Genomic DNA, 18,258 nt, shown 5'->3' with positions numbered 1-18,258 from the left:
GGTGCCGGCGGAGGGGGCGGAGGCGGAGGTGGTGGCACGGGCTTCGGCGCGTGGGTGGGCGCCGGGGGTGGTGCCGGCGTCGGCTTGGGCGGCGGCGGGGGCGGGGGCGGAGGCGGTGGCGGCGGGGTCGGCGTGGGTGTCGGGGGGCAGGGCGGGGTCGGGGCCGGGCACCGGATCGGGTGTCCGGCGACGGCGACGGCCCCGTCGCCCGCCACGGCCACCGCGGTGATCCCGTCACCGTCCTGACCCGTCGAGGCGTAGGCGCAGGCGTCGGCCGCGGCCGTTCCGCTCGGCGCGCCGACCAGGAGCCAGGTGAGCGCCGTCAGCGCCAGTACCCGTATGACGAGGGCGGATCGGGTCCGCTGAGGTGCGTGCACGACGGAGATCATGGGGCGCGAGCGACCGGGTCACCCCGAAGTGTCCTGGATTGGCCACGAATTGGGTACCTGGGGCACCCGGTGGCTGACGCGCCGGGCCGGGAAGCGGCGGCGCCGGTCGAATGTGTGTGCGATCCGCGTCGAACGCGTCAGGGCCTTCCGAAAGAAATTTGGGGCCCGTTTGAACACTCCTGCACCTCCCGCCCGTACCTAGGGCCATGCGCGGCGCTGCAGGGCGCTGCAACACTTATGCGAACAGCGGGAGTTACCAATGAAGACCTCCTGGCGGAGCGCCTCACTCGTAGCGTCAGCTGCGGCCGTGCTGGCGCTCACGACGGCGTGTGGTCAGGAAAATGGCAACGCTTCCACGGGTACCCAGAACGTGGGCGCCACCGCGGCGGCAGGCGGTTACGGGTCCACCACCACCGCCGGTGCGGGCAACGGCTACGGAGCCGATTCCAAGGACGAGAGCGCCGCCGCCAAGCCGGAGGCCGCGGGCAACCTGACCGTGACCGAAAGCGTCAAGCTCGGCAAGGTGCTGACCGACGGCGCCGGATTCACCCTCTACCGCTTCGACAAGGACACCGCCGAGCCGCCGAAGTCGAGCTGTGACGGTGCCTGCGCGACCGCCTGGCCGCCCGTGCCCGCCGCCGGAGCCGAGGCTGCCACCGGCGTCGACAAGGCCCTGCTCGGCGAGGTCACCCGCACCGACGGCACGAAGCAGCTCACCATCGGCGGCTGGCCCATGTACCGCTTCGCCAAGGACACGAAGGCCGGTGACGCCAACGGCCAGAACGTGGGCGGCACTTGGTTCGCCTCGGCCCCCGACGGCAAGAAGGCCACGCTGGCCGCCCTTCCGGGTCTGTCGGTCCGCAAGGACCCGAAGCTCGGCGACATCGTCGTCGACAAGAACGGCATGACCGTCTACCGCTTCATGAAGGACCAGGCCTGGCCCGTCTCGAAGTCGGCCTGCACGGGCGCCTGCCTGGAGAAGTGGCCCGCCGTCGCCCCGGTCCCCGCGAGCGACACCAAGGGCGTCCAGAAGAAGGGCCTGATGGGCTTCACCCGCCCGGACGGCGTCAAGCAGATGACGGTCAACTGCTGGCCGATCTACACCTTCTCCGGTGACAGCGCCCCCGGCGACACCAACGGTCAGGGCGTGGGCGGCACCTGGTACGCCGTCTCGCCCGACGGAAAGCCGGTCGGCGCGGCCAAGTAGGGCATCAACTCCCCACGGTAGGACGTCAACTCCCCACGGTTGATCGGTTCGCCCGAACGAACGCGCCGCCAAGGGTCCGCCCCCTCCACCGGAGGGGGCGGACCCTTGTGCACCCACTGAGTGTCCCTGGCGGACCGGCCCTCGCGCATCCGGTGCGGGTCACGGGCGGCCCGGCCCGGCGCGCACCCGGTGCCCGCCGAAAGGTTCCGGCCGTCGCCGGAACGTGAAAGATCCGCCCTGTTGCCCGGATGTGAAAGAACGCTTCGGCCCGCTCCGGGACTTGACCACGCTTCGTGACTCCGCCGAGCTTTTTGGAATGCTTCGGAATGATTTCGCGGAGGCGGTGAGTGGCGTGCGCGGTATACGTTCGCAGTTGCCAATTCGGCACGTGCCCGAGGCAGTGACCGGGAACGGACGGTCAATTTCCGGTTTGACTCGCCCCTTTGGCGGGCGATCAGTAGCCTCTGCTCGAACACCGGATCGTCCGTGCCGTCGCCTACGCCTTGGAGAGATAGATGGAGCGTCCCGCCTGGGCCCCTCGCAGCATTGACATCTCAGTGCCGAGCGTGTCCCGGATATACGACTACTACCTGGGCGGTTCGCACAACTTCGAGGTGGATCGGGAAGCGGCGCGCAAGGCGATGGAGTTCATGCCGGGCCTTCCCAAGGTCATGCAGGCGAACCGGGCGTTCATGCGCCGGGCCGTGCGCCACGCGGCCGGCGAGGGCATCGACCAGTTCCTCGACATCGGCTCCGGCATCCCGACGTTCGGCAACGTCCACGAGATCGCCCAGGCCGCCCGGCCCGGCGCACGGGTCGTCTACGTCGACCACGACCCGGTTGCCGTCGCACACAGCCAGGCCGTGCTGCGGGACAACGAGGACGCGGACGTCGTCGCCGCGGACCTGCTCAAGCCCCAGGAAATCCTGGCGAGCCAGCCGGTTCAGCGGCTGATCGACCTGAACCGGCCGGTCGCGCTCCTTCTCGTTGCCATACTTCACTTCGTGGAAGACGCGGACGACCCGTACCGGGCGGTGGCCGAACTGCGCGACGCCCTCGCGCCGGGAAGCATGCTCGTCGTCACGCATGCCTCGTTCGAGGGAATTCCGCTCCCGCGGGAGCAGGCCGAGGGCACGGTCGACGTCTACAAGGACATCCGCAACCCGCTGATCATGCGCACGCGCGAGGAGATCGCGCGGTTCTTCGAGGGGTACGACATGGTGGAACCCGGACTGGTGCCGATGCCGGACTGGCGGCCCGACACGGCACCCGAGGACGAGGATCCCTATTCATTCTCCGGGTTCGGCGGCGTGGGACGCACGGCGTGAGCGCCGAGCCGGACGGGCCGGAGGACAGACTTCGCCGGTTCGCGACGATCTGGAGCCGCGCGGTCTTTCCCGTCACCTCCACCTCGCTGACCCGGCCGGAGTTCGAGGAACAACTGCTGCCGCTCGCGAGACGGCTGAGTGAGGCCCTGCGGGCCAGGACCTTCGAGGCGGTCGAGGGGCGGAGCGTCGGCGCCGCACTCGTCGCCGCGCACTGCACGGACCCCGAGGCCCTCAGCCGGGCGCTCGACTGCGTCGACGCCTACCTCGTGCTCTACTGCGGCGAGGACGGTCCCAAGGAGGCGCTGCGGACCCGCTCCGTACGGCTCCAGCACGCCATGGCCGCCGGATACGCCGAGGCACTGCGCGAGCGGACGCTCGCCGAACAACAGGCCATCTCGCAGGCGGCGTTGACCGCGCGAAGCGCCGTCGCCGAGGCACTGCACGACAGTGAGGCCCGCTTCCGCGCGGTGTTCGAGGGCGCGGCCATAGGCATCGGCATCGCCGACCTCGAAGGCAACATCCTCCAGGTCAACGGAGCCCTGCTGCGTATGTTCGGCGGCTCCGAGCAGACCATGCGCGGGCGCCGGGTCTTCGAATGGACGCACGCCGAGGACGCCCCGCAGGTGTGGCGGCTGTACGAGGAACTGGTGCGCGGCGAGCGCGAGCACTACCACGTCGAGAAGGCGTTCTACCGCCCCGACGGCACCGCCCTGTGGACCAACCTGACGGTCTCGCTGCTGCGCGACGCGGACGGCGCCCCCCAGTACCAGCTGGCGCTGATGGAGGACACCACCGAGCGGCGGCTGCTCAATCTGCGGCTGCGCTACGAGGCTACCCACGACGCGCTCACCGGACTGCCCAACCGGACCCTGTTCTTCGAGCGTCTGGAGAAGGCGCTGGCCGCGGGGGAGGGACAGCGCTTCGGGCTCTGCTACCTCGACCTCGACGGCTTCAAGACCATCAACGACAGCCTCGGGCACGCGGCCGGCGACCGGCTGCTCGTCGAGGTCGCCGACCGCCTCCAGTCCTGCGCCACGGCCCCCGGCGAGATGGTCGCCAGGCTCGGCGGCGACGAGTTCGTTGCCCTGACCACAGGACCGGACACCGAGCGCGAGGTCGACGAACTCGCCGGCCGCATCATGAACGCGCTCGTCACCCCGATCAGCATCGACGGCCGCGACCTGACCGTGCGCGGCAGCGTCGGCATCGTCGAGGGCCCGGCCGGGGAGCGCGGCGCCGCCGAGGTGCTGCGCAGCGCCGACATCACGATGTACCGGGCCAAGTCCGCGGGCGGCAACCGCTTCGAGCTGGCCGACCCCGAGGCCGACGCCCGCGCCATCACCCGCAACGGACTCACCACGGCGCTCCCCGCCGCCCTGGACCGGGGCGAGTTCTTCATCGAGTACCAGCCGCTGGTGCACCTCGGCGACGGCAGCGTACGGGGTGCGGAGGCGCTGGTGCGCTGGCTGCACCCGCAGCACGGCGTCCTCGGACCCGACCGTTTCATTCCGCTCGCCGAGCACACCGGACTGATCGTGCCGCTCGGCCGCTGGGTCCTGGAGCAGTCGGTCCGGCAGGCCCGCAGCTGGCAGGAACGGCACACCGGCTCGGGCCCGCTGCGCGTCAACGTCAATCTCTCGCCGTGTCAGCTCACTCATCCGGGCCTGGTCCAGGACACGGTCGACATCCTGGAGCGTGAGGGTCTCGACGCCCGGGCGCTGTGCCTGGAGGTCACCGAGTCCGCGCTGATCGGCGCGGACGACGATCTGCTCAAACCGTTGCGCCGGCTCGCCGAGATGGGCGTCGACATCGCGCTCGACGACTTCGGCACCGGCTACTCGAACCTCGCCAACCTCCGGCGTCTGCCGGTCAGCATCCTCAAGCTGGACCGGTCGTTCACCCAGGGCATGCAGCAGTTCCCGGCGGATCCGGTCGACCTGAAGATCGTCGAGGGCATCGTCTCCCTCGCCCACAGTCTCGACCTGGCGGTCACGGTCGAGGGCGTGGAGACCGGAGCGCAGGCCGAGCAGCTGCGGATACTGGGCTGTGACACCGCCCAGGGCTGGTACTACGCCCGTCCGGGACCGCCGGAGCGGCTGCACGAGCTGGCGCTGGTCGACGCCGTCGGCTGAACGCCCCGCGTGGCGCGCCCTCCCGGACCGGGGGCGCGCCGCACCGCCGGCTCGCGGGACGTCTCGCGCGTGCGGCTCTGCGTATGTCTCATGGACAGGAGGCACACCCACACATGGAGCTGAGGCGGATGAGCACCGAATTTCAGGGCAGAACGGCTGTCGTCACCGGAGCCAGCAAGGGGATCGGACTGGCGGTCGCGGAGGCACTGACCGGCGCGGGCGCGACGGTGATCGCCGGTTCCCGCGGCACCTCCGCCGGCCTCGACGCCCTGGTGGCGAAGGGGAACGTGCGATGGGTGCCGGTCGACCTCGCCGAACCCGACGCCGCGGGCAGGCTCGTCGAGGCGGCGGCCGGGCGGATCGACGTCCTGGTCAACAACGTGGGCACGGCCCCCGCCCGCACCGAGGGCTTCCTGTCGGTCACCGACGAGGAATGGCTGCGCACGCTCGACCTGAACCTGCTCACGGCCGTACGGGTCACCCGTGCGGCCCTGCCGTCGATGCTGGCGGCCGGACAGGGCTCGATCGTGACGATCGGCTCGGTCAACGCCACTCTGCCGGACCCGCTGGTCATCGACTACAGCGCGGGCAAGGCGGCGCTGGTCGCGTTCTCCAAGGCGCTGTCCAAGGAGGTCGGGCCGCAGGGCGTCCGCGTCAACACGGTCAGCCCCGGTCCCGTGGAGACCGACCTGTGGCTCGGCGGCGGGGGAGTGGCCGCGACGGTCTCGGCCGCCGCGGGACTCACCCCGCAGGACGTGGTCGCCAAGGCCTCCGGCGCGACCGTCACCGGCCGCTTCTCCGAGCCCGCCGAGGTGGCCGGCCTGGTGCTCTTCCTCGCCGGGGACCGCGCCCGCAACATCACCGGCAGCGACTTCGTGATCGACGGCGGCCTCATCCCGACCTGGTGAGTCCGGCCCGGTGAGCCCGGGCGTGCCGTGCCGCGCGCCCGCGGCGGGGCGCCGTCAGCGTTCCAGCAGCATCCGCTGGAGCTCCCGGGCCGCCCGGGGCGGCGCCACATCGCTGCGGTGCGCCAGCGCGATGGTCCGCTCGAGTCCCGGCGGGGCCAACGGCGTCACCCGCAGCCCCGGCCCGGACCGCGCGGCCACCATGCGCGGTACGACGGCCACGCCGAGGCCGGCCCGGACGAAGCCCAGAACCGCGTCCATCTCCCCGCCCTCGACCGCGAAGTCGGGCTCGAAGCCCTCGGCGCGACAGGCGCCGACGGTCAGTTCCCGCAGGTCGTAGCCGTGCCGGAACATCACCAGACGCTCGCCCTCCAGATCGGCGACACGCACCGCGCTCCGGCCCTCACCGGGTGCCGGGGCATCCGGTGACGACACCACCACCAGGTCCTCGCGCAGCAGCTCCACGGTGGTCAGCGCGGGGGACGGCGTGGGCAGGGGCAGGACGACGAGGGCGAGGTCGAGAGCGCCGCGCGCGAGTTCCCGTACGAGATCGTGCGAGCCGCCCTCCTCGATCAGCAGCCGGATGCCCGGATAGCGGTCGTGGAAGGCGCGCAGCACGTCGGGCAGCAGACCGGTGCACAGGCTCGGGGTCGCGCCGAGCCGCACCCGGCCGCTGCGCAGCTGGGCCAGCTCCTGGACCTCGTGCCGGGCCGTGTCCGCGTCGGCGAGGATGCGCCGGGCCAGCGGCAGCAGCGCCTCGCCCGCGTCGGTCAGGGTGATGTTCCCGCGCGCCCGCAGGAAGAGATCAACCCCCAACTCCCGCTCCAGCGCCTTGATCTGCTGGGAGAGAGAAGGCTGCGCGACATGCACCAGCTCGGCGGCCCGGGTGAAATGCCGGGTCTCCGCGACGGCGACGAAGTACTGGAGCTGTTGGAACTGCACCCTTCGACGATAGCCCATGTCTATGGAAACAAGCTGTTCCATGTCTTGGACTGATCGGTTCCTCGCGGCCTACCGTCTCTTCCCATGGCTCTGGCAACGCGGACGGACCGACGGTCGTCCATGGCGCGCACCGTGTGGGACAGCTCCGTCGGCAAGAAGACCGTGATGGCCGTCAGCGGCCTGATCATGCTGCTCTACCTGATCGCCCACATGATCGGGAACCTGAAGATCTACTTCGGCGCGGGGGAGTTCAACCACTACGCCCACTGGCTGCGCACCGTGGGCGAACCCTTCATGCACTACGAGTGGACGCTGTGGCTCGTCCGCGTGGTCCTGGTCGTCGCCGTGATCGCGCACGCCACGTCCGCGTACCAGCTCAGCCGCCGTGACATCAAGGCCCGGCCCGGCAAGTACGTGCACAAGAAGCGAGGAGCGAGCTATGCCACCCGCACGATGCGCTGGGGCGGGATCATCCTCGGCCTGTTCATCGTCTGGCACCTCCTCGACCTGACCACCGGCACCGTGCACTCGGGCGGCTTCCAGGAGGGCCACCCGTACCAGAACGTCGTGGACACCTTCTCCACCTGGTACGGCGACGTCATCTACATCGTCGCGATGCTCGCGCTCGGCCTGCACATCCGGCACGGCTTCTGGAGCGCCGCCCAGACCCTCGGGGCCGGCAGCCGCACCCGCGACCGTGCCCTCAAGACCATCGCGAACGCCCTCGCGCTGCTGCTCACGGCTGGCTTCATCGCCGTGCCCGTGGGCGTCATGACCGGAGTGGTGAGCTGAAATGACCTCTGAATACGCCCACTTCACGACCGGGGAGCCGGTCGCCGACACCAAGGCACCGGCCGGTCCGGTCGAAGAACGCTGGGACAGGCGCCGGTTCGAGGCCAAGCTGGTCAACCCGGCCAACCGCCGCAAGCACACCGTGATCGTCGTCGGCACCGGACTCGCCGGCGGCTCCGCGGGCGCCACCCTCGCCGAACAGGGCTACCACGTCGTCCAGTTCTGCTACCAGGACTCGCCCCGCCGCGCCCACTCGATCGCCGCGCAGGGCGGCATCAACGCGGCGAAGAACTACCGCAACGACGGCGACTCCGTGCACCGGCTCTTCTACGACACCGTCAAGGGCGGCGACTTCAGGGCCCGCGAGTCCAACGTCCGCCGCCTGGCGCAGATCTCGGTCGAGATCATCGACCAGTGCGTCGCCCAGGGCGTGCCCTTCGCCCGCGAGTACGGCGGCCTGCTCGACACCCGCTCCTTCGGCGGCGTCCAGGTCTCCCGCACCTTCTACGCCCGCGGCCAGACCGGCCAGCAGCTCCTGCTCGGCGCGTACCAGGCGCTGTCCCGGCAGATCGCCGCAGGGAACGTCGAGATGCACCCGCGCACCGAGATGCTGGACCTGATCGTCGTCGACGGACGGGCCCGCGGCATCGTCGCCCGCGACCTGATCACCGGCAGGATCGACACCTACTACGCGGACGCCGTCGTCCTGGCGAGCGGCGGCTACGGCAACGTCTTCTACCTCTCGACGAACGCCATGAACTCCAACGCCACCGCGATCTGGCGGGCCCACCGGCGCGGCGCGTACTTCGCCAACCCCTGCTTCACCCAGATCCACCCCACCTGCATCCCGCGCACCGGCGACCACCAGTCCAAGCTGACGCTGATGAGCGAGTCGCTGCGCAACGACGGCCGTATCTGGGTCCCGAAGGCACACGGCGACACCCGCCCGCCGAACGAGATCCCCGAGGACGAGCGCGACTACTACCTGGAACGCATCTACCCCTCCTTCGGCAACCTCGTGCCCCGCGACATCGCCTCCCGCGCCGCCAAGAACGTCTGCGACGAGGGCAGGGGAGTGGGCCCCGGCGGCCAGGGCGTCTACCTCGACTTCGCGGACGCCGTCAGGCGCATGGGCCGCGAGGCGGTCGAGGAGAAGTACGGCAACCTCTTCGACATGTACGCCCGGATCACCGCCGAGGACCCGTACACCGTGCCCATGCGGATCTACCCCGCCGTGCACTACACGATGGGCGGACTGTGGGTCGACTACGACCTCCAGACCACCGTCCCCGGCCTGTTCGCCGTCGGCGAGGCCAACTTCTCCGACCACGGCGCGAACCGGCTCGGCGCCTCCGCCCTCATGCAGGGACTCGCCGACGGCTACTTCGTCCTGCCGTCGACGATCAACGACTACCTCGCCCGCAACCCGCACCACACCGGGATCACCGATGAACACCCGGCGGTGCAGGAGGTGCTGGCGGACACCGAGGACCGGCTGCGGCTCCTGCTCGCCGTCGACGGCGACCGCACCCCCGACTCCTTCCACCGCGAACTCGGCGAACTCATGTGGGAGTTCTGCGGGATGGCCCGCACGGAGACGGGACTGCGCAAGGCCCTGGAGCGCATCCCGCAGATCCGCGAGGAGTTCTGGCGGCGCATCAAGGTCCCCGGCACGGGCGAGGAGTTCAACCAGTCGCTGGAGAAGGCCAACCGGATCGTCGACTACCTGGAACTCGCCGAGCTGATGTGCCTCGACGCGCTGAACCGCGCCGAGTCCTGCGGCGGTCACTTCCGCGAGGAGTCCCAGACCCCGGACGGCGAGGCGGCGCGCCGGGACGAGGAGTTCTCGTACGCGGCCGCCTGGGAGTTCACCGACACCGGCGCCGCACCCGTCCTGCACAAGGAAGACCTGGTCTTCGAGTACGTCCACCCCACCCAGCGGAGCTACGCATGAAGCTCACTCTGCGCGTCTGGCGGCAGAAGAACGCCGACGCCGACGGAGCGATGTCCACGTACGAGGTGGACGGCATCTCGGCCGACATGTCCTTCCTGGAGATGCTCGACACCCTCAACGAAGAACTCATCCTCGCCGGCGACGACCCCGTCGCCTTCGACCACGACTGCCGCGAGGGCATCTGCGGCGCGTGCAGCCTGGTCATCAACGGCGACGCGCACGGACCCGAGCGCACCACCACCTGCCAGCTGCACATGCGTTCCTTCCACGACGGCGACACGATCGACATCGAGCCCTGGCGGGCCACCGCCTTCCCGGTCGTCAAGGACCTCGTCGTCGACCGCTCCGCGTTCGACCGGATCATCCAGGCCGGCGGCTACATCACCGCCCCGACGGGAGCCGCGCCCGAGGCGCACGCCACCCCCGTCCCCAAGCCCGACGCCGACTTCGCCTTCGAGCACGCCGAGTGCATCGGCTGCGGCGCCTGCGTCGCGGCCTGCCCGAACGGCGCCGCGATGCTGTTCACCTCAGCCAAGATCAACCACCTGAACGTGCTGCCCCAGGGCGCCCCCGAGCGGGAGACCCGGGTGCTCGACATGGTGGCGCGGATGGACGACGAGGGCTTCGGCGGCTGCACCCTCACCGGCGAGTGCGCGACCGCCTGCCCCAAGGGCATCCCGCTGTTCTCCATCACCAGCATGAACAAGGAGTGGCTGCGCGCCACCCGCAAGGCGGGCAAGCGTTAGGCCCGAAGTCGTTCGCCGTACGGTGCGGACGGGCGGGACCGGGTGTGGTGCTCACACCCCGGTCCCGTCTCGCTTTCCGGGTCACCCCTGTCATTCAGCATCCTCACATCCGCCCTCCTGGCACTGGTCACGCGCACGCCAACCTGCGTCGGAAGAACAGGAGCGCGCAGACCGTTCGGATCCGGCCTGCCTCCCCCGAGCCCTCGACTCCGTTCGAGCGGGGGGTACCCCCTCCGCCGAACCGGCCCGTGACCAGGAGAGTGCCATGACCGGCGTTTCCACCCTCGACACCCCGACCCAACCCGTCGCCCCCACCCGCTACACCGTCACCCTGGCCCGCGACGAGGCCGACGTCCGGGCCGCGCAACGGCTCCGCCACGACGTCTTCGCCGGGGAGATGGGCGCCCTCCTGAACACCCCGCAGCCGGGTCTCGACATCGATGCCTTCGACGCGTACTGCGACCACCTGCTGGTCCGCGACACGCAGACAGGCCAGGTCGTCGGCACCTACCGGCTGCTGCCCCCCGACCGTGCCGCGATCGCCGGACGGCTTTACTCGGAGAGCGAGTTCGACCTCGGTCCGCTGGCCGGAATACGCCCCGGACTGGTCGAGGTGGGCCGCTCCTGCGTCCACCCCGACCACCGCGACGGCGCGGTCATCGGCCTGATCTGGGCCGGGATAGCCCGGTACATGATCGACGGCGGCCACGAATGGCTCGCCGGCTGCTGCTCCGTACCGCTCGCCGACGGCGGCACCCTCGCCGCGGGCACCTGGGACCGGGTGCGGGACAAGCACCTGGCCCCGGAGGAGTTCCGCGTCCGCCCGCTGCTGCCCTGGAGCGCCGAGGGCGTCGCCCGCCCCGCCCGCACCGAACTGCCCCCGCTGCTGCGCGGCTATCTGCGCCTGGGCGCCTGGGTGTGCGGCGAGCCCGCGCACGACACGGACTTCGGGGTCGCCGACATGTACGTGCTGCTGTCGATGCGCCGGGTCAACCCGCGCTACCTGCGGCACTTCCTCTCGCTCGTCCCCGCCTGATGAGCACGCCCCGCACCGGAGCCCCCCGGCTCACGGCTCCCGGCCGTCCCCGGTCCGGCGGAAGGCCGCGAGCGGCGGTGCTCCCCGGAATCGTCCCCGCGCCCCGGCGGCCCGCAGCCGGGCCCGTCCAGGGGGCCGGCCCCTGGCTGCCCACCGCACCCTGCTCACCGCGCGGCTGCGTGGAGTCCGCGAGGCCCTGGACGGGTGTGCCCCGGGCCGTCCTGCGGCTGGCCGCACTCCTGGCCGTCGTCGTCCTCGGGGTCGCCCTGCTGCCTCTCGTCGCCCGGCTGCGGGTCCGGCCGCGCCGGAGGTGGATCCGCCGCTGGTGCCTGGCCGTGGTGCGCACGGCCGGGGTCCGGACGCGGATCACCGGAGCCGCCCGGCCCACCGGCGGCGTCCTGATCGTGTCCAACCACATCTCGTGGCTGGACATCCCGCTGCTCGCCGCCGTCCGCCCGGCGCGGATGGTCGCCAAGACCGAGGTGCGCGGCTGGCCCGTGCTGGGCGCGCTGGCGGCCCGCGGCGGCACGCTGTTCATCGACCGCGACCGGCTGCGCGCCCTGCCCGCAACGGTGCGGGAGGTCTCCGAGACCCTGCGCGGCGGCTCGGCCGTCGCCGCGTTCCCGGAGGGCAGCACCTGGTGCGGCCGGGCCGGGGGCCGCTACCGCAGGGCCCTCTTCCAGGCCGCCCTGGACGCCGGCGTGCCGGTCCAGCCCGTGCGCATCCGGTACCGGTTCGCCGACGGAGCGGCCAGCACCGCGCCCGCGTTCGTCGGCGAGGACTCGCTGCTCGCCTCGCTGTGGCGTGTGGTGTCGGCGCGCGGCCTGGTGGCCGAGGTCGTCCTGTGGCCCCCGCTCCCGGCGGGCAGCCACCCCGACCGCCGGTCCCTGGCCGAGGCGGCCCAGGGCGCTTCCGGCGGCCCCGCCCCACGCGCCGTGGCACACGCCCTGGACGATCGGGCAGCCCCGGCCCCCGCGGTCTGATCCGGAGACCGCCAGGGAACCCGGACGACACCCTGCGTCGCCTGCTTCGGCCCTAGCGGAGCCCTGAGAGTGCCCGGGCGAGGTAGGGCGCCGTCCGGCCGGCCGCCGTCGCCACCCGCTCGGGTGGCCCGGCGGCCACGATCCGGCCGCCCTCGTCACCCCCGCCCGGGCCGAGGTCGATGACCCAGTCGGCTCCCGCCACCACCGTCATGTCGTGCTCCACCACCACGACGGTGTGACCGGCGTCCACGAGTCCGTGCAACTGGGCCGTCAGCACCTCGACATCGGCCGGATGCAGTCCCGTCGTCGGCTCGTCGAGGAGATAGAAGGTGTGCCCCCGCCGGACCCGCTGCAACTCGCTCGCCAGCTTGATGCGCTGGGCCTCGCCGCCCGACAGCTCCGTGGCGGGCTGGCCGAGCCGCAGATAGCCGAGGCCCACGTCGAGCAGCGTGTCGAGGCTGCGGGTGACGGCCGGGGTGTCCGCGTCGGCGAAGAACCGCGCCGCCGCCTCGACCGTGAGATCCAGGACCTGCGCGATGTTCCTTCCCCGGTACGTCACTTCGAGGGTCTCGGGGTTGTAGCGCGCGCCGCCGCAGTCCGGGCAAGGGGCGTAGGTGCTGGGCAGGAACAGCAGCTCCACACTGACGAAGCCCTCGCCCTGGCAGGTCTCGCAGCGTCCCCCGGCCACGTTGAAGGAGAACCGGCCCACACCGTAGCCGCGTTCCCCGGCCGCCTCGGTCCCGGCGAACACCTTGCGCACGACGTCGAACAGCCCCGTATAGGTGGCGAGATTGGAGCGGGGAGTGCGGCCGATGGGCTTCTGGTCGACGCTGACCAGCCGTCCGACGCCCGCCAGTTCCTCGCTCACCTCGCCGATCAGCGTGGACTTCCCGGAGCCCGAGACCCCGGTGACCGCGGTGAACACGCCGAGCGGGAACTCGGCGGTGACCCCGCGCAGATTGTGCCGGGTCACCGGGCCGACCGACACCTGCCCCCGGGGCGGGCGCACCGGGCGCGCCGGTGCGGGGGAGCGGTCGAAGAGGAAGCGTGCCGTCGCGGAGTCCCGTACGCCCTCCAGGGCGGCGACCGGTCCGCTGTGCAGGACCCGCCCGCCGTGCTCCCCGGCCCCCGGGCCCACGTCGACCAGCCAGTCCGCGCCGCGCACGACATCGAAGTGATGCTCCACGACGAACACCGAGTTGCCTGCGGCCTTCAGCCGTTCCAGCACGGTGAGCAGGGCCTCGGTGTCCGCCGGGTGCAGCCCGGCGGACGGCTCGTCGAGGACGTACACCACCCCGAACAGCCCGGACCGCAACTGCGTGGCCAGACGCAGCCGTTGGAGTTCACCCGCCGAGAGGGTCGGGGTGGCCCGGTCGAGACTGAGGTAGCCGAGTCCGAGCTCCACGACGGGGGCGATACGGGAGGCGAGATCCTCGGTCAGGACCCGGGCGGTCTCGGAGTCGCCCGTGAGGGACTTCGCCAGTTCGACCAGCGGCAGCGCGGCCAGCTCGGCGATGTCGCGTCCCGCGAAGGTCACGGCCAGGGCCTCGGGCCGCAGCCTGCTTCCGCCGCACGCCGGACAGGGAGCGGCGGCCAGGAAGCGCTCGGCCTTGGCCCGCAGCGTGGCGCTCTTCGTGTCGGAGAAGGTCTTCAGGACATAGCGCCGAGCGCTCATGTACGTGCCCTGGTAAGGGCGTTGGATCCGCTCGGCCTCGCGCACCGGATGCACCGTGACCACCGGCTGCTCGTCCGTGAACAGGATCCACTCCCGCTCCTCGGCGGGCAGTTCGCGCCAGGGCCGGTCCACGTCGTGGCCGAGGGTGTCGAGGATGTCCCGCAGGTTCTTGCCCTGCCACGCCCCGGGCCAGGCCGCGACGGCACCCTCACGGATCGACAGCGCCGGATCGGGGACCAGCAACTCCTCGGTCGTACGGTGGACCTGGCCGAGACCGTGGCACTCGGGGCACGCCCCCGCGGCCGTGTTCGGCGAGAACGCGTCCGAGTCGAGCCGCTCGGCGCCCGCCGGATACCGGCCCGCGCGCGAGAACAGCATCCGCAGCGAGTTGGACAGATTGGTGACCGTGCCCACGGAGGAGCGCGAGGTGGGCGCCGATCTGCGCTGCTGGAGGGACACCGCCGGCGGCAGCCCGGTGATCTCCCCGACCTTCGGCGCCCCCACCTGATGGATCAGCCGCCGCGCGTACGGGGCGACCGACTCGAAGTACCGCCGCTGCGCCTCGGCGTAGATCGTGCCGAAGGCCAGCGAGGACTTCCCGGACCCCGACACCCCCGTGAACACCACGAGGAGGTTCCGCGGGACGTCGACGTCGACACCTCGCAGATTGTGCTCCCGGGCGCCGCGGACGCGGACGTGGGAGTGGGGGTGGCCGTCGGGGCTGGGCATCGGCGGAACTCCTGGGGGCGGCCCGTACCGCGGCCGGTGGGCCGCGGCCCGGCCGTCGGCGAGGCGGGGGCAAACCCCACGATTCTAGGCCGGGCCGGGTCTCGCTACCCGGGCACGTCGGACGCGGACGGAAGGCCGTCGGCGCGGAAGGCCGTCGGACCGGTCGCCTGGAGGACCTTCACGGTCGCCGGGAGGACCTTCACGGTCGCCGAGAGGACTTTCACGGCCGCCCGATCGACCGGCCCGGAAGCGCCCGTGCCGGTCATGACGGCACGTCCTCGAGGTCCAGGAGCTGCCGCTTGCGCTCCAGGCCCCCGGCGTAGCCCGTGAGCGCGCCGCTCGCGCCGATCACCCGGTGGCAGGGGCGGACGATCAGCAGCGGGTTCGCCCCGATCGCCGTACCGACGGCACGGACCGCGGCCCGGGACGCGCCGATCAGCGCGGCGACCTCCCCGTAGCTGACGGTGGTGCCGTACGGGATGGTCTCCAGGGCCTTCCAGACGCGCCGCTGGAAGTCGCTGCCGCTCGTCACGTACTCGATGTCGAAGGCGGTCAGCCGGCCGTCGAAGTACGAGCTCAGCTGGGAGACGATCTCCCGGAAGGCGTCCGCGTCCGGGCTCCAGCCGTCCTGCACGACCGCGCCGTACTTCTGGTCCGGCACGGACAGCGCGGCGAGCGCGGTGCCGCCCTTGGCCGTGGCGGACTCCTCACCCACCAGCAGCAGTCGGCCGAGCGGGCTGTCCATGGTCGTGTAGACCGTCATCGGTCCGGTCCTTTCCGAGTTCTCGCAGCGTGTTCACCCTCAACAGTGCGCCCTGCGCGGCCTTCCGTCCGGCGGGATTCGGACAGAGCGCTGAGCGGACGGTCCGGCGACGTCGTACCGGACGCGTTCCTTTCGCCCGCTGGGGTCGCGCCCGGGCCGGTGCGGGCACACGATCGAAGTCGACCACTCCGCACGCCCCAGGAGTCCCCATGGTCTGGATCCCGCAGATCTCCGACCTCGTCGGCCGGCTCGGCGACGCCGAGCTCGCCGACGCCCTGCGCGACCCGGCGGCGGCCACCGTACCCGTCGCCCTCGACGATCCGGAGGCCGGCCGGATCAGCGGGGTCGGCGTCCTGGGGGCCTGGCTGGACGTGCAGGACACCTGGAGGGCGGAACGGAAGGTCGAGATCGAGGAGGTCGCCGTCACGCTCGGTGAGCGGCGGGGTGTGGGGGAATGGGTCGTGCATCTGGAGGGCGGGGAGGGCGGGCGCATCGGGCTGCCCGTGGCGGCCGCCGTGGACCTCGCCTCCGCGCTGCCGGTGCGGATCCACCACTCCCGCCTGCCGCTGCTCGGCCGTCATGCGGTGCGCCGTCCCATGGTGCCGCCGGACCCGTCGGCGCACGCCTCCGACGTCGTGGGCGCCTATCTGGCCGCCCTGGGGGCCGGGGACACCGCGGCCGTCGTCGCAGCCTTCGCGCCGGACGGGACCTTCCGCGGGCCGGCCGCCGACGCGCACCGGCACACCGGGACCAAGGAGCTGGCCGAGCTCCACGACACCCTCTTCGCCTCGGGCGGCGGCATCCCGCTCACGCTGTGCACCGTGACCGAGGACGGTGTCCGCAGCGCGTTCGAGTACGTCCTCGACCGCTGGGGCACCGGGGGTCTGCCTCCCCGGCCGGGCCTCGCGGTCTGTGCCCGGGGCAGTGATGGCCTGATCGTGTCGGCGCGGGTGTACGGCGACGTGGAAGGCCCCGCGGAGTAGGGCTGCCGGGTGTCCACCGCGGGCAGGGATCTGTCCTCGGATCTCCCGGCACCACCCCGGGAGCTCGTCCCCGGATCTTCCCGCCCCACCCCGGGAGTGCGTTCCCGGATCTCCACGCCCCACCCCACCGGCAGCGAGAGCAGGAGTGAGCATGCGGTACGAGAAGCTCGGTTCGACGGGCCTGGACGTCTCCCGGATCTGCCTTGGCTGCATGAGTTTCGGCCTGCCCGACCGGGGCGTCCACGAATGGACTCTCGACGAGGAGGCCTCGCGCCCCCTGATCCGCCAGGCACTCGAAGCCGGGATCACCTTCTTCGACACGGCCAACGTGTACTCGGACGGCACGAGTGAGGAGATCGTGGGACGGGCGCTCGCCGAGTTCGCGCGTCGCGACGAGATCGTCATCGCCAGCAAGGTCAACGGCGCGATGCACGAGGGCCCCAACGGCCGTGGCCTGTCCCGCAAGGCGATCATGGCGGAGATCGACAACAGTCTGCGCCGCCTCGGCACCGACTACATCGACCTCTACCAGATCCACCGCTTCGACCGCCGCACCCCTGTCGAGGAGACGATGGAGGCGCTGCACGACGTGGTCAAGGCGGGCAAAGTCCGTTACATCGGGGCGAGTTCGATGTACGCGTGGGAGTTCTCCAAGGCCCAGTACACGGCCACGCTGCACGGCTGGACCCGGTTCGTGGCCATGCAGAACCACTACAACCTGCTCTACCGCGAGGAGGAGCGGGAGATGCTGCCGCTCTGCGCCGACCAGGGTGTCGGCGTCCTGCCGTGGAGCCCGCTCGCCCGCGGCCGGCTCACCCGTGACTGGGACACGTCCACCGAACGCAGCCGGGGCGACGAGTTCGGCCGGAAGTTGTACCGGGACGGCGACCGCGAGATCGTCGACGCGGTCGGGCGGATCGCCGCCGAGCGCGGGGTGCCGCGTGCCAGGGTCGCGCTCGCCTGGCTGCTGCGGCGCGACGGTGTGACCGCGCCCATCGTCGGCGCCACCAAGGCGGGGCACGTCGAGGACGCTGTCGCCTCGCTCGGCCTGGAGCTCTCGGACAAGGAGACCGAGGAGCTGGAACAGCCGTACACGCCTCGCGCGATCAGCGGTCACTGACGCCTACGAGCCGCCGTGGCGCCGGCTGTCCCGAAACGCCGACGCCCCGGCCGCCGCGGCCGGGCCGGCCTTCTCCGGGCGTCCGTCACGGCCACGACGGCCGTGCCGGAGAGGCAGGAATTACGTGCGGAAAGGCGCTCGGATGAGCGCGTGAGAGCGCTCCCATTGTGGAGGCTTCGGGACGGAAGGTCGAGCCGTCGGGTTTCCGAATTTCTTTTGGCGCGGGGCGACTGACATTTGGTCAATATTCTCGGCGATGCCGTATTAAGAGAAAGTCCGGGATCGCTTGTTCCCGCTCGTCGCCCTGTGCAAAGGTGGGCGTTGTCGGTGTGCAGACAATATCGACCTCGTTCTGCACGCGTGCGGCGCGCCCGCTTCCCCTCGCCCGAAAGGGCTGTCAGGGGTGGTCGTTCGCGACGTCACCCTCATGAGCGGACCATCCGCTTCGAACGGGCGGTCTACATACCCATTGGTATGGACTATTTGCCGCGCTGCCTTTGGAAGGAAAGCGGAAGTGAATGACGGAACGCTGTCTCATTCATCCGACCCCGGCCGCTTGTTCGAGATATCGGAT

Annotated in this window: 15 protein-coding genes; 11 read left to right on the top strand and 4 right to left on the bottom strand. The window is 71.4% G+C overall.

Translation table 11 applies throughout. The features are described 5' to 3' along the window. Positions 1 to 648 precede the first annotated feature (648 nt). The 4 genes from ABZV42_RS24210 to ABZV42_RS24195 all read left to right on the top strand — a co-directional run bounded on the left by ABZV42_RS24210 (position 649) and on the right by ABZV42_RS24195 (position 5,964). Positions 649 to 1,596 carry an SCO0930 family lipoprotein gene (locus ABZV42_RS24210; RefSeq protein ID WP_355984742.1) on the top strand — a complete coding sequence of 316 codons (948 nt, stop codon included), beginning with the start codon at positions 649 to 651 and terminating at the stop codon, positions 1,594 to 1,596. A gap of 515 nt (positions 1,597 to 2,111) precedes the next feature. Continuing rightward, complete coding sequence (locus tag ABZV42_RS24205; protein ID WP_355984740.1) at positions 2,112 to 2,924, top strand: SAM-dependent methyltransferase; 813 nt, start codon at positions 2,112 to 2,114, stop codon at positions 2,922 to 2,924. Then, the gene (locus tag ABZV42_RS24200) at positions 2,921 to 5,056 is read left to right on the top strand and encodes an EAL domain-containing protein (protein WP_355984738.1); all 2,136 of its coding nucleotides are present in this window, start codon (positions 2,921 to 2,923) and stop codon (positions 5,054 to 5,056) included. Before ABZV42_RS24205 ends, ABZV42_RS24200 begins: the two co-directional genes overlap by 4 nt. Positions 5,057 to 5,184: 128 nt before the next feature. Beyond that, positions 5,185 to 5,964, top strand: a complete 780-nt coding sequence (locus ABZV42_RS24195) for an oxidoreductase (RefSeq protein ID WP_355984737.1) — start codon at positions 5,185 to 5,187, stop codon at positions 5,962 to 5,964. Between the two features lie 54 nt (positions 5,965 to 6,018). Here the strand turns inward: ABZV42_RS24195 and ABZV42_RS24190 are convergent, their stop codons facing one another. Then, a complete protein-coding gene (locus ABZV42_RS24190) occupies positions 6,019 to 6,903 on the bottom strand; it encodes a LysR substrate-binding domain-containing protein (protein WP_355984735.1) in 885 nt (294 codons plus the stop codon). Positions 6,904 to 7,023: 120 nt separating this feature from the next. On the opposite strand from ABZV42_RS24190, the gene ABZV42_RS24185 reads away from it, so the two are divergent. The 5 genes from ABZV42_RS24185 (at position 7,024) to ABZV42_RS24165 (ending at position 12,414) form a co-directional block, all read left to right on the top strand. Next, positions 7,024 to 7,695, top strand: coding sequence for a succinate dehydrogenase (locus ABZV42_RS24185; protein WP_355984835.1), 672 nt, complete (start codon positions 7,024 to 7,026; stop codon positions 7,693 to 7,695). 1 nt (position 7,696) lies between these two features. Next, complete coding sequence (locus ABZV42_RS24180; RefSeq protein ID WP_355984733.1) at positions 7,697 to 9,649, top strand: fumarate reductase/succinate dehydrogenase flavoprotein subunit; 1,953 nt, start codon at positions 7,697 to 7,699, stop codon at positions 9,647 to 9,649. Continuing rightward, positions 9,646 to 10,395, top strand: coding sequence for a succinate dehydrogenase/fumarate reductase iron-sulfur subunit (locus tag ABZV42_RS24175; protein ID WP_355984731.1), 750 nt, complete (start codon positions 9,646 to 9,648; stop codon positions 10,393 to 10,395). Before ABZV42_RS24180 ends, ABZV42_RS24175 begins: the two co-directional genes overlap by 4 nt. A gap of 265 nt (positions 10,396 to 10,660) precedes the next feature. After that, on the top strand, positions 10,661 to 11,431 hold the full coding sequence (locus tag ABZV42_RS24170; RefSeq protein ID WP_356053558.1) for a GNAT family N-acyltransferase: 771 nt from the start codon (positions 10,661 to 10,663) through the stop codon (positions 11,429 to 11,431). Positions 11,432 to 11,610: 179 nt separating this feature from the next. Then, on the top strand, positions 11,611 to 12,414 hold the full coding sequence (locus ABZV42_RS24165; protein WP_355984727.1) for a lysophospholipid acyltransferase family protein: 804 nt from the start codon (positions 11,611 to 11,613) through the stop codon (positions 12,412 to 12,414). A gap of 52 nt (positions 12,415 to 12,466) precedes the next feature. Here ABZV42_RS24165 and ABZV42_RS24160 read toward each other — a convergent pair whose 3' ends face one another. The 3 genes from ABZV42_RS24160 to ABZV42_RS24150 all read right to left on the bottom strand — a co-directional run bounded on the left by ABZV42_RS24160 (position 12,467) and on the right by ABZV42_RS24150 (position 15,581). Continuing rightward, complete coding sequence (locus ABZV42_RS24160; protein WP_356053556.1) at positions 12,467 to 14,818, bottom strand: excinuclease ABC subunit UvrA; 2,352 nt, start codon at positions 14,816 to 14,818, stop codon at positions 12,467 to 12,469. A 104-nt stretch (positions 14,819 to 14,922) separates the two neighbouring features. Next, the gene (locus ABZV42_RS24155; RefSeq protein WP_356053554.1) at positions 14,923 to 15,084 is read right to left on the bottom strand and encodes a hypothetical protein; all 162 of its coding nucleotides are present in this window, start codon (positions 15,082 to 15,084) and stop codon (positions 14,923 to 14,925) included. Next, positions 15,081 to 15,581, bottom strand: a complete 501-nt coding sequence (locus ABZV42_RS24150) for a methylated-DNA--[protein]-cysteine S-methyltransferase (protein WP_355984722.1) — start codon at positions 15,579 to 15,581, stop codon at positions 15,081 to 15,083. Before ABZV42_RS24150 ends, ABZV42_RS24155 begins: the two co-directional genes overlap by 4 nt. Positions 15,582 to 15,790: 209 nt before the next feature. Between ABZV42_RS24150 and ABZV42_RS24145 the strand changes: the two genes are divergently transcribed. Together ABZV42_RS24145 and ABZV42_RS24140 are read left to right on the top strand one after the other, a co-directional pair. After that, entirely contained in the window at positions 15,791 to 16,564 is a 774-nt protein-coding gene (locus ABZV42_RS24145) for a nuclear transport factor 2 family protein (RefSeq protein WP_355984720.1), read from the top strand. A 151-nt stretch (positions 16,565 to 16,715) separates the two neighbouring features. After that, positions 16,716 to 17,684, top strand: coding sequence for an aldo/keto reductase (locus ABZV42_RS24140; protein WP_356053552.1), 969 nt, complete (start codon positions 16,716 to 16,718; stop codon positions 17,682 to 17,684). Positions 17,685 to 18,258: the final 574 nt, after the last annotated feature.

It is taken from the genome of Streptomyces sp. NPDC005281, from assembly GCF_040607495.1.
In the GTDB taxonomy this organism is placed as follows: domain Bacteria; phylum Actinomycetota; class Actinomycetes; order Streptomycetales; family Streptomycetaceae; genus Streptomyces.
This window is presented reverse-complemented; position numbering and strand designations above follow the sequence as displayed.

Bases quoted from the DNA above. Each gene is read 5' to 3' on its own strand.
- ABZV42_RS24210 (WP_355984742.1), top strand. From the start codon at position 649: ATGAAGACCTCCTGGCGGAGCGCCTCACTCGTAGCGTCAGCTGCGGCC.
- ABZV42_RS24205 (WP_355984740.1), top strand. From the start codon at position 2,112: ATGGAGCGTCCCGCCTGGGCCCCTCGCAGCATTGACATCTCAGTGCCG.
- ABZV42_RS24195 (WP_355984737.1), top strand. From the start codon at position 5,185: ATGAGCACCGAATTTCAGGGCAGAACGGCTGTCGTCACCGGAGCCAGC.
- ABZV42_RS24185 (WP_355984835.1), top strand. From the start codon at position 7,024: ATGGCGCGCACCGTGTGGGACAGCTCCGTCGGCAAGAAGACCGTGATG.
- ABZV42_RS24180 (WP_355984733.1), top strand. From the start codon at position 7,697: ATGACCTCTGAATACGCCCACTTCACGACCGGGGAGCCGGTCGCCGAC.
- ABZV42_RS24175 (WP_355984731.1), top strand. From the start codon at position 9,646: ATGAAGCTCACTCTGCGCGTCTGGCGGCAGAAGAACGCCGACGCCGAC.
- ABZV42_RS24170 (WP_356053558.1), top strand. From the start codon at position 10,661: ATGACCGGCGTTTCCACCCTCGACACCCCGACCCAACCCGTCGCCCCC.
- ABZV42_RS24160 (WP_356053556.1), bottom strand. From the start codon at position 14,818: ATGCCCAGCCCCGACGGCCACCCCCACTCCCACGTCCGCGTCCGCGGC.
- ABZV42_RS24155 (WP_356053554.1), bottom strand. From the start codon at position 15,084: ATGACCGGCACGGGCGCTTCCGGGCCGGTCGATCGGGCGGCCGTGAAA.
- ABZV42_RS24150 (WP_355984722.1), bottom strand. From the start codon at position 15,581: ATGACGGTCTACACGACCATGGACAGCCCGCTCGGCCGACTGCTGCTG.
- ABZV42_RS24145 (WP_355984720.1), top strand. From the start codon at position 15,791: ATGGTCTGGATCCCGCAGATCTCCGACCTCGTCGGCCGGCTCGGCGAC.
- ABZV42_RS24140 (WP_356053552.1), top strand. From the start codon at position 16,716: ATGCGGTACGAGAAGCTCGGTTCGACGGGCCTGGACGTCTCCCGGATC.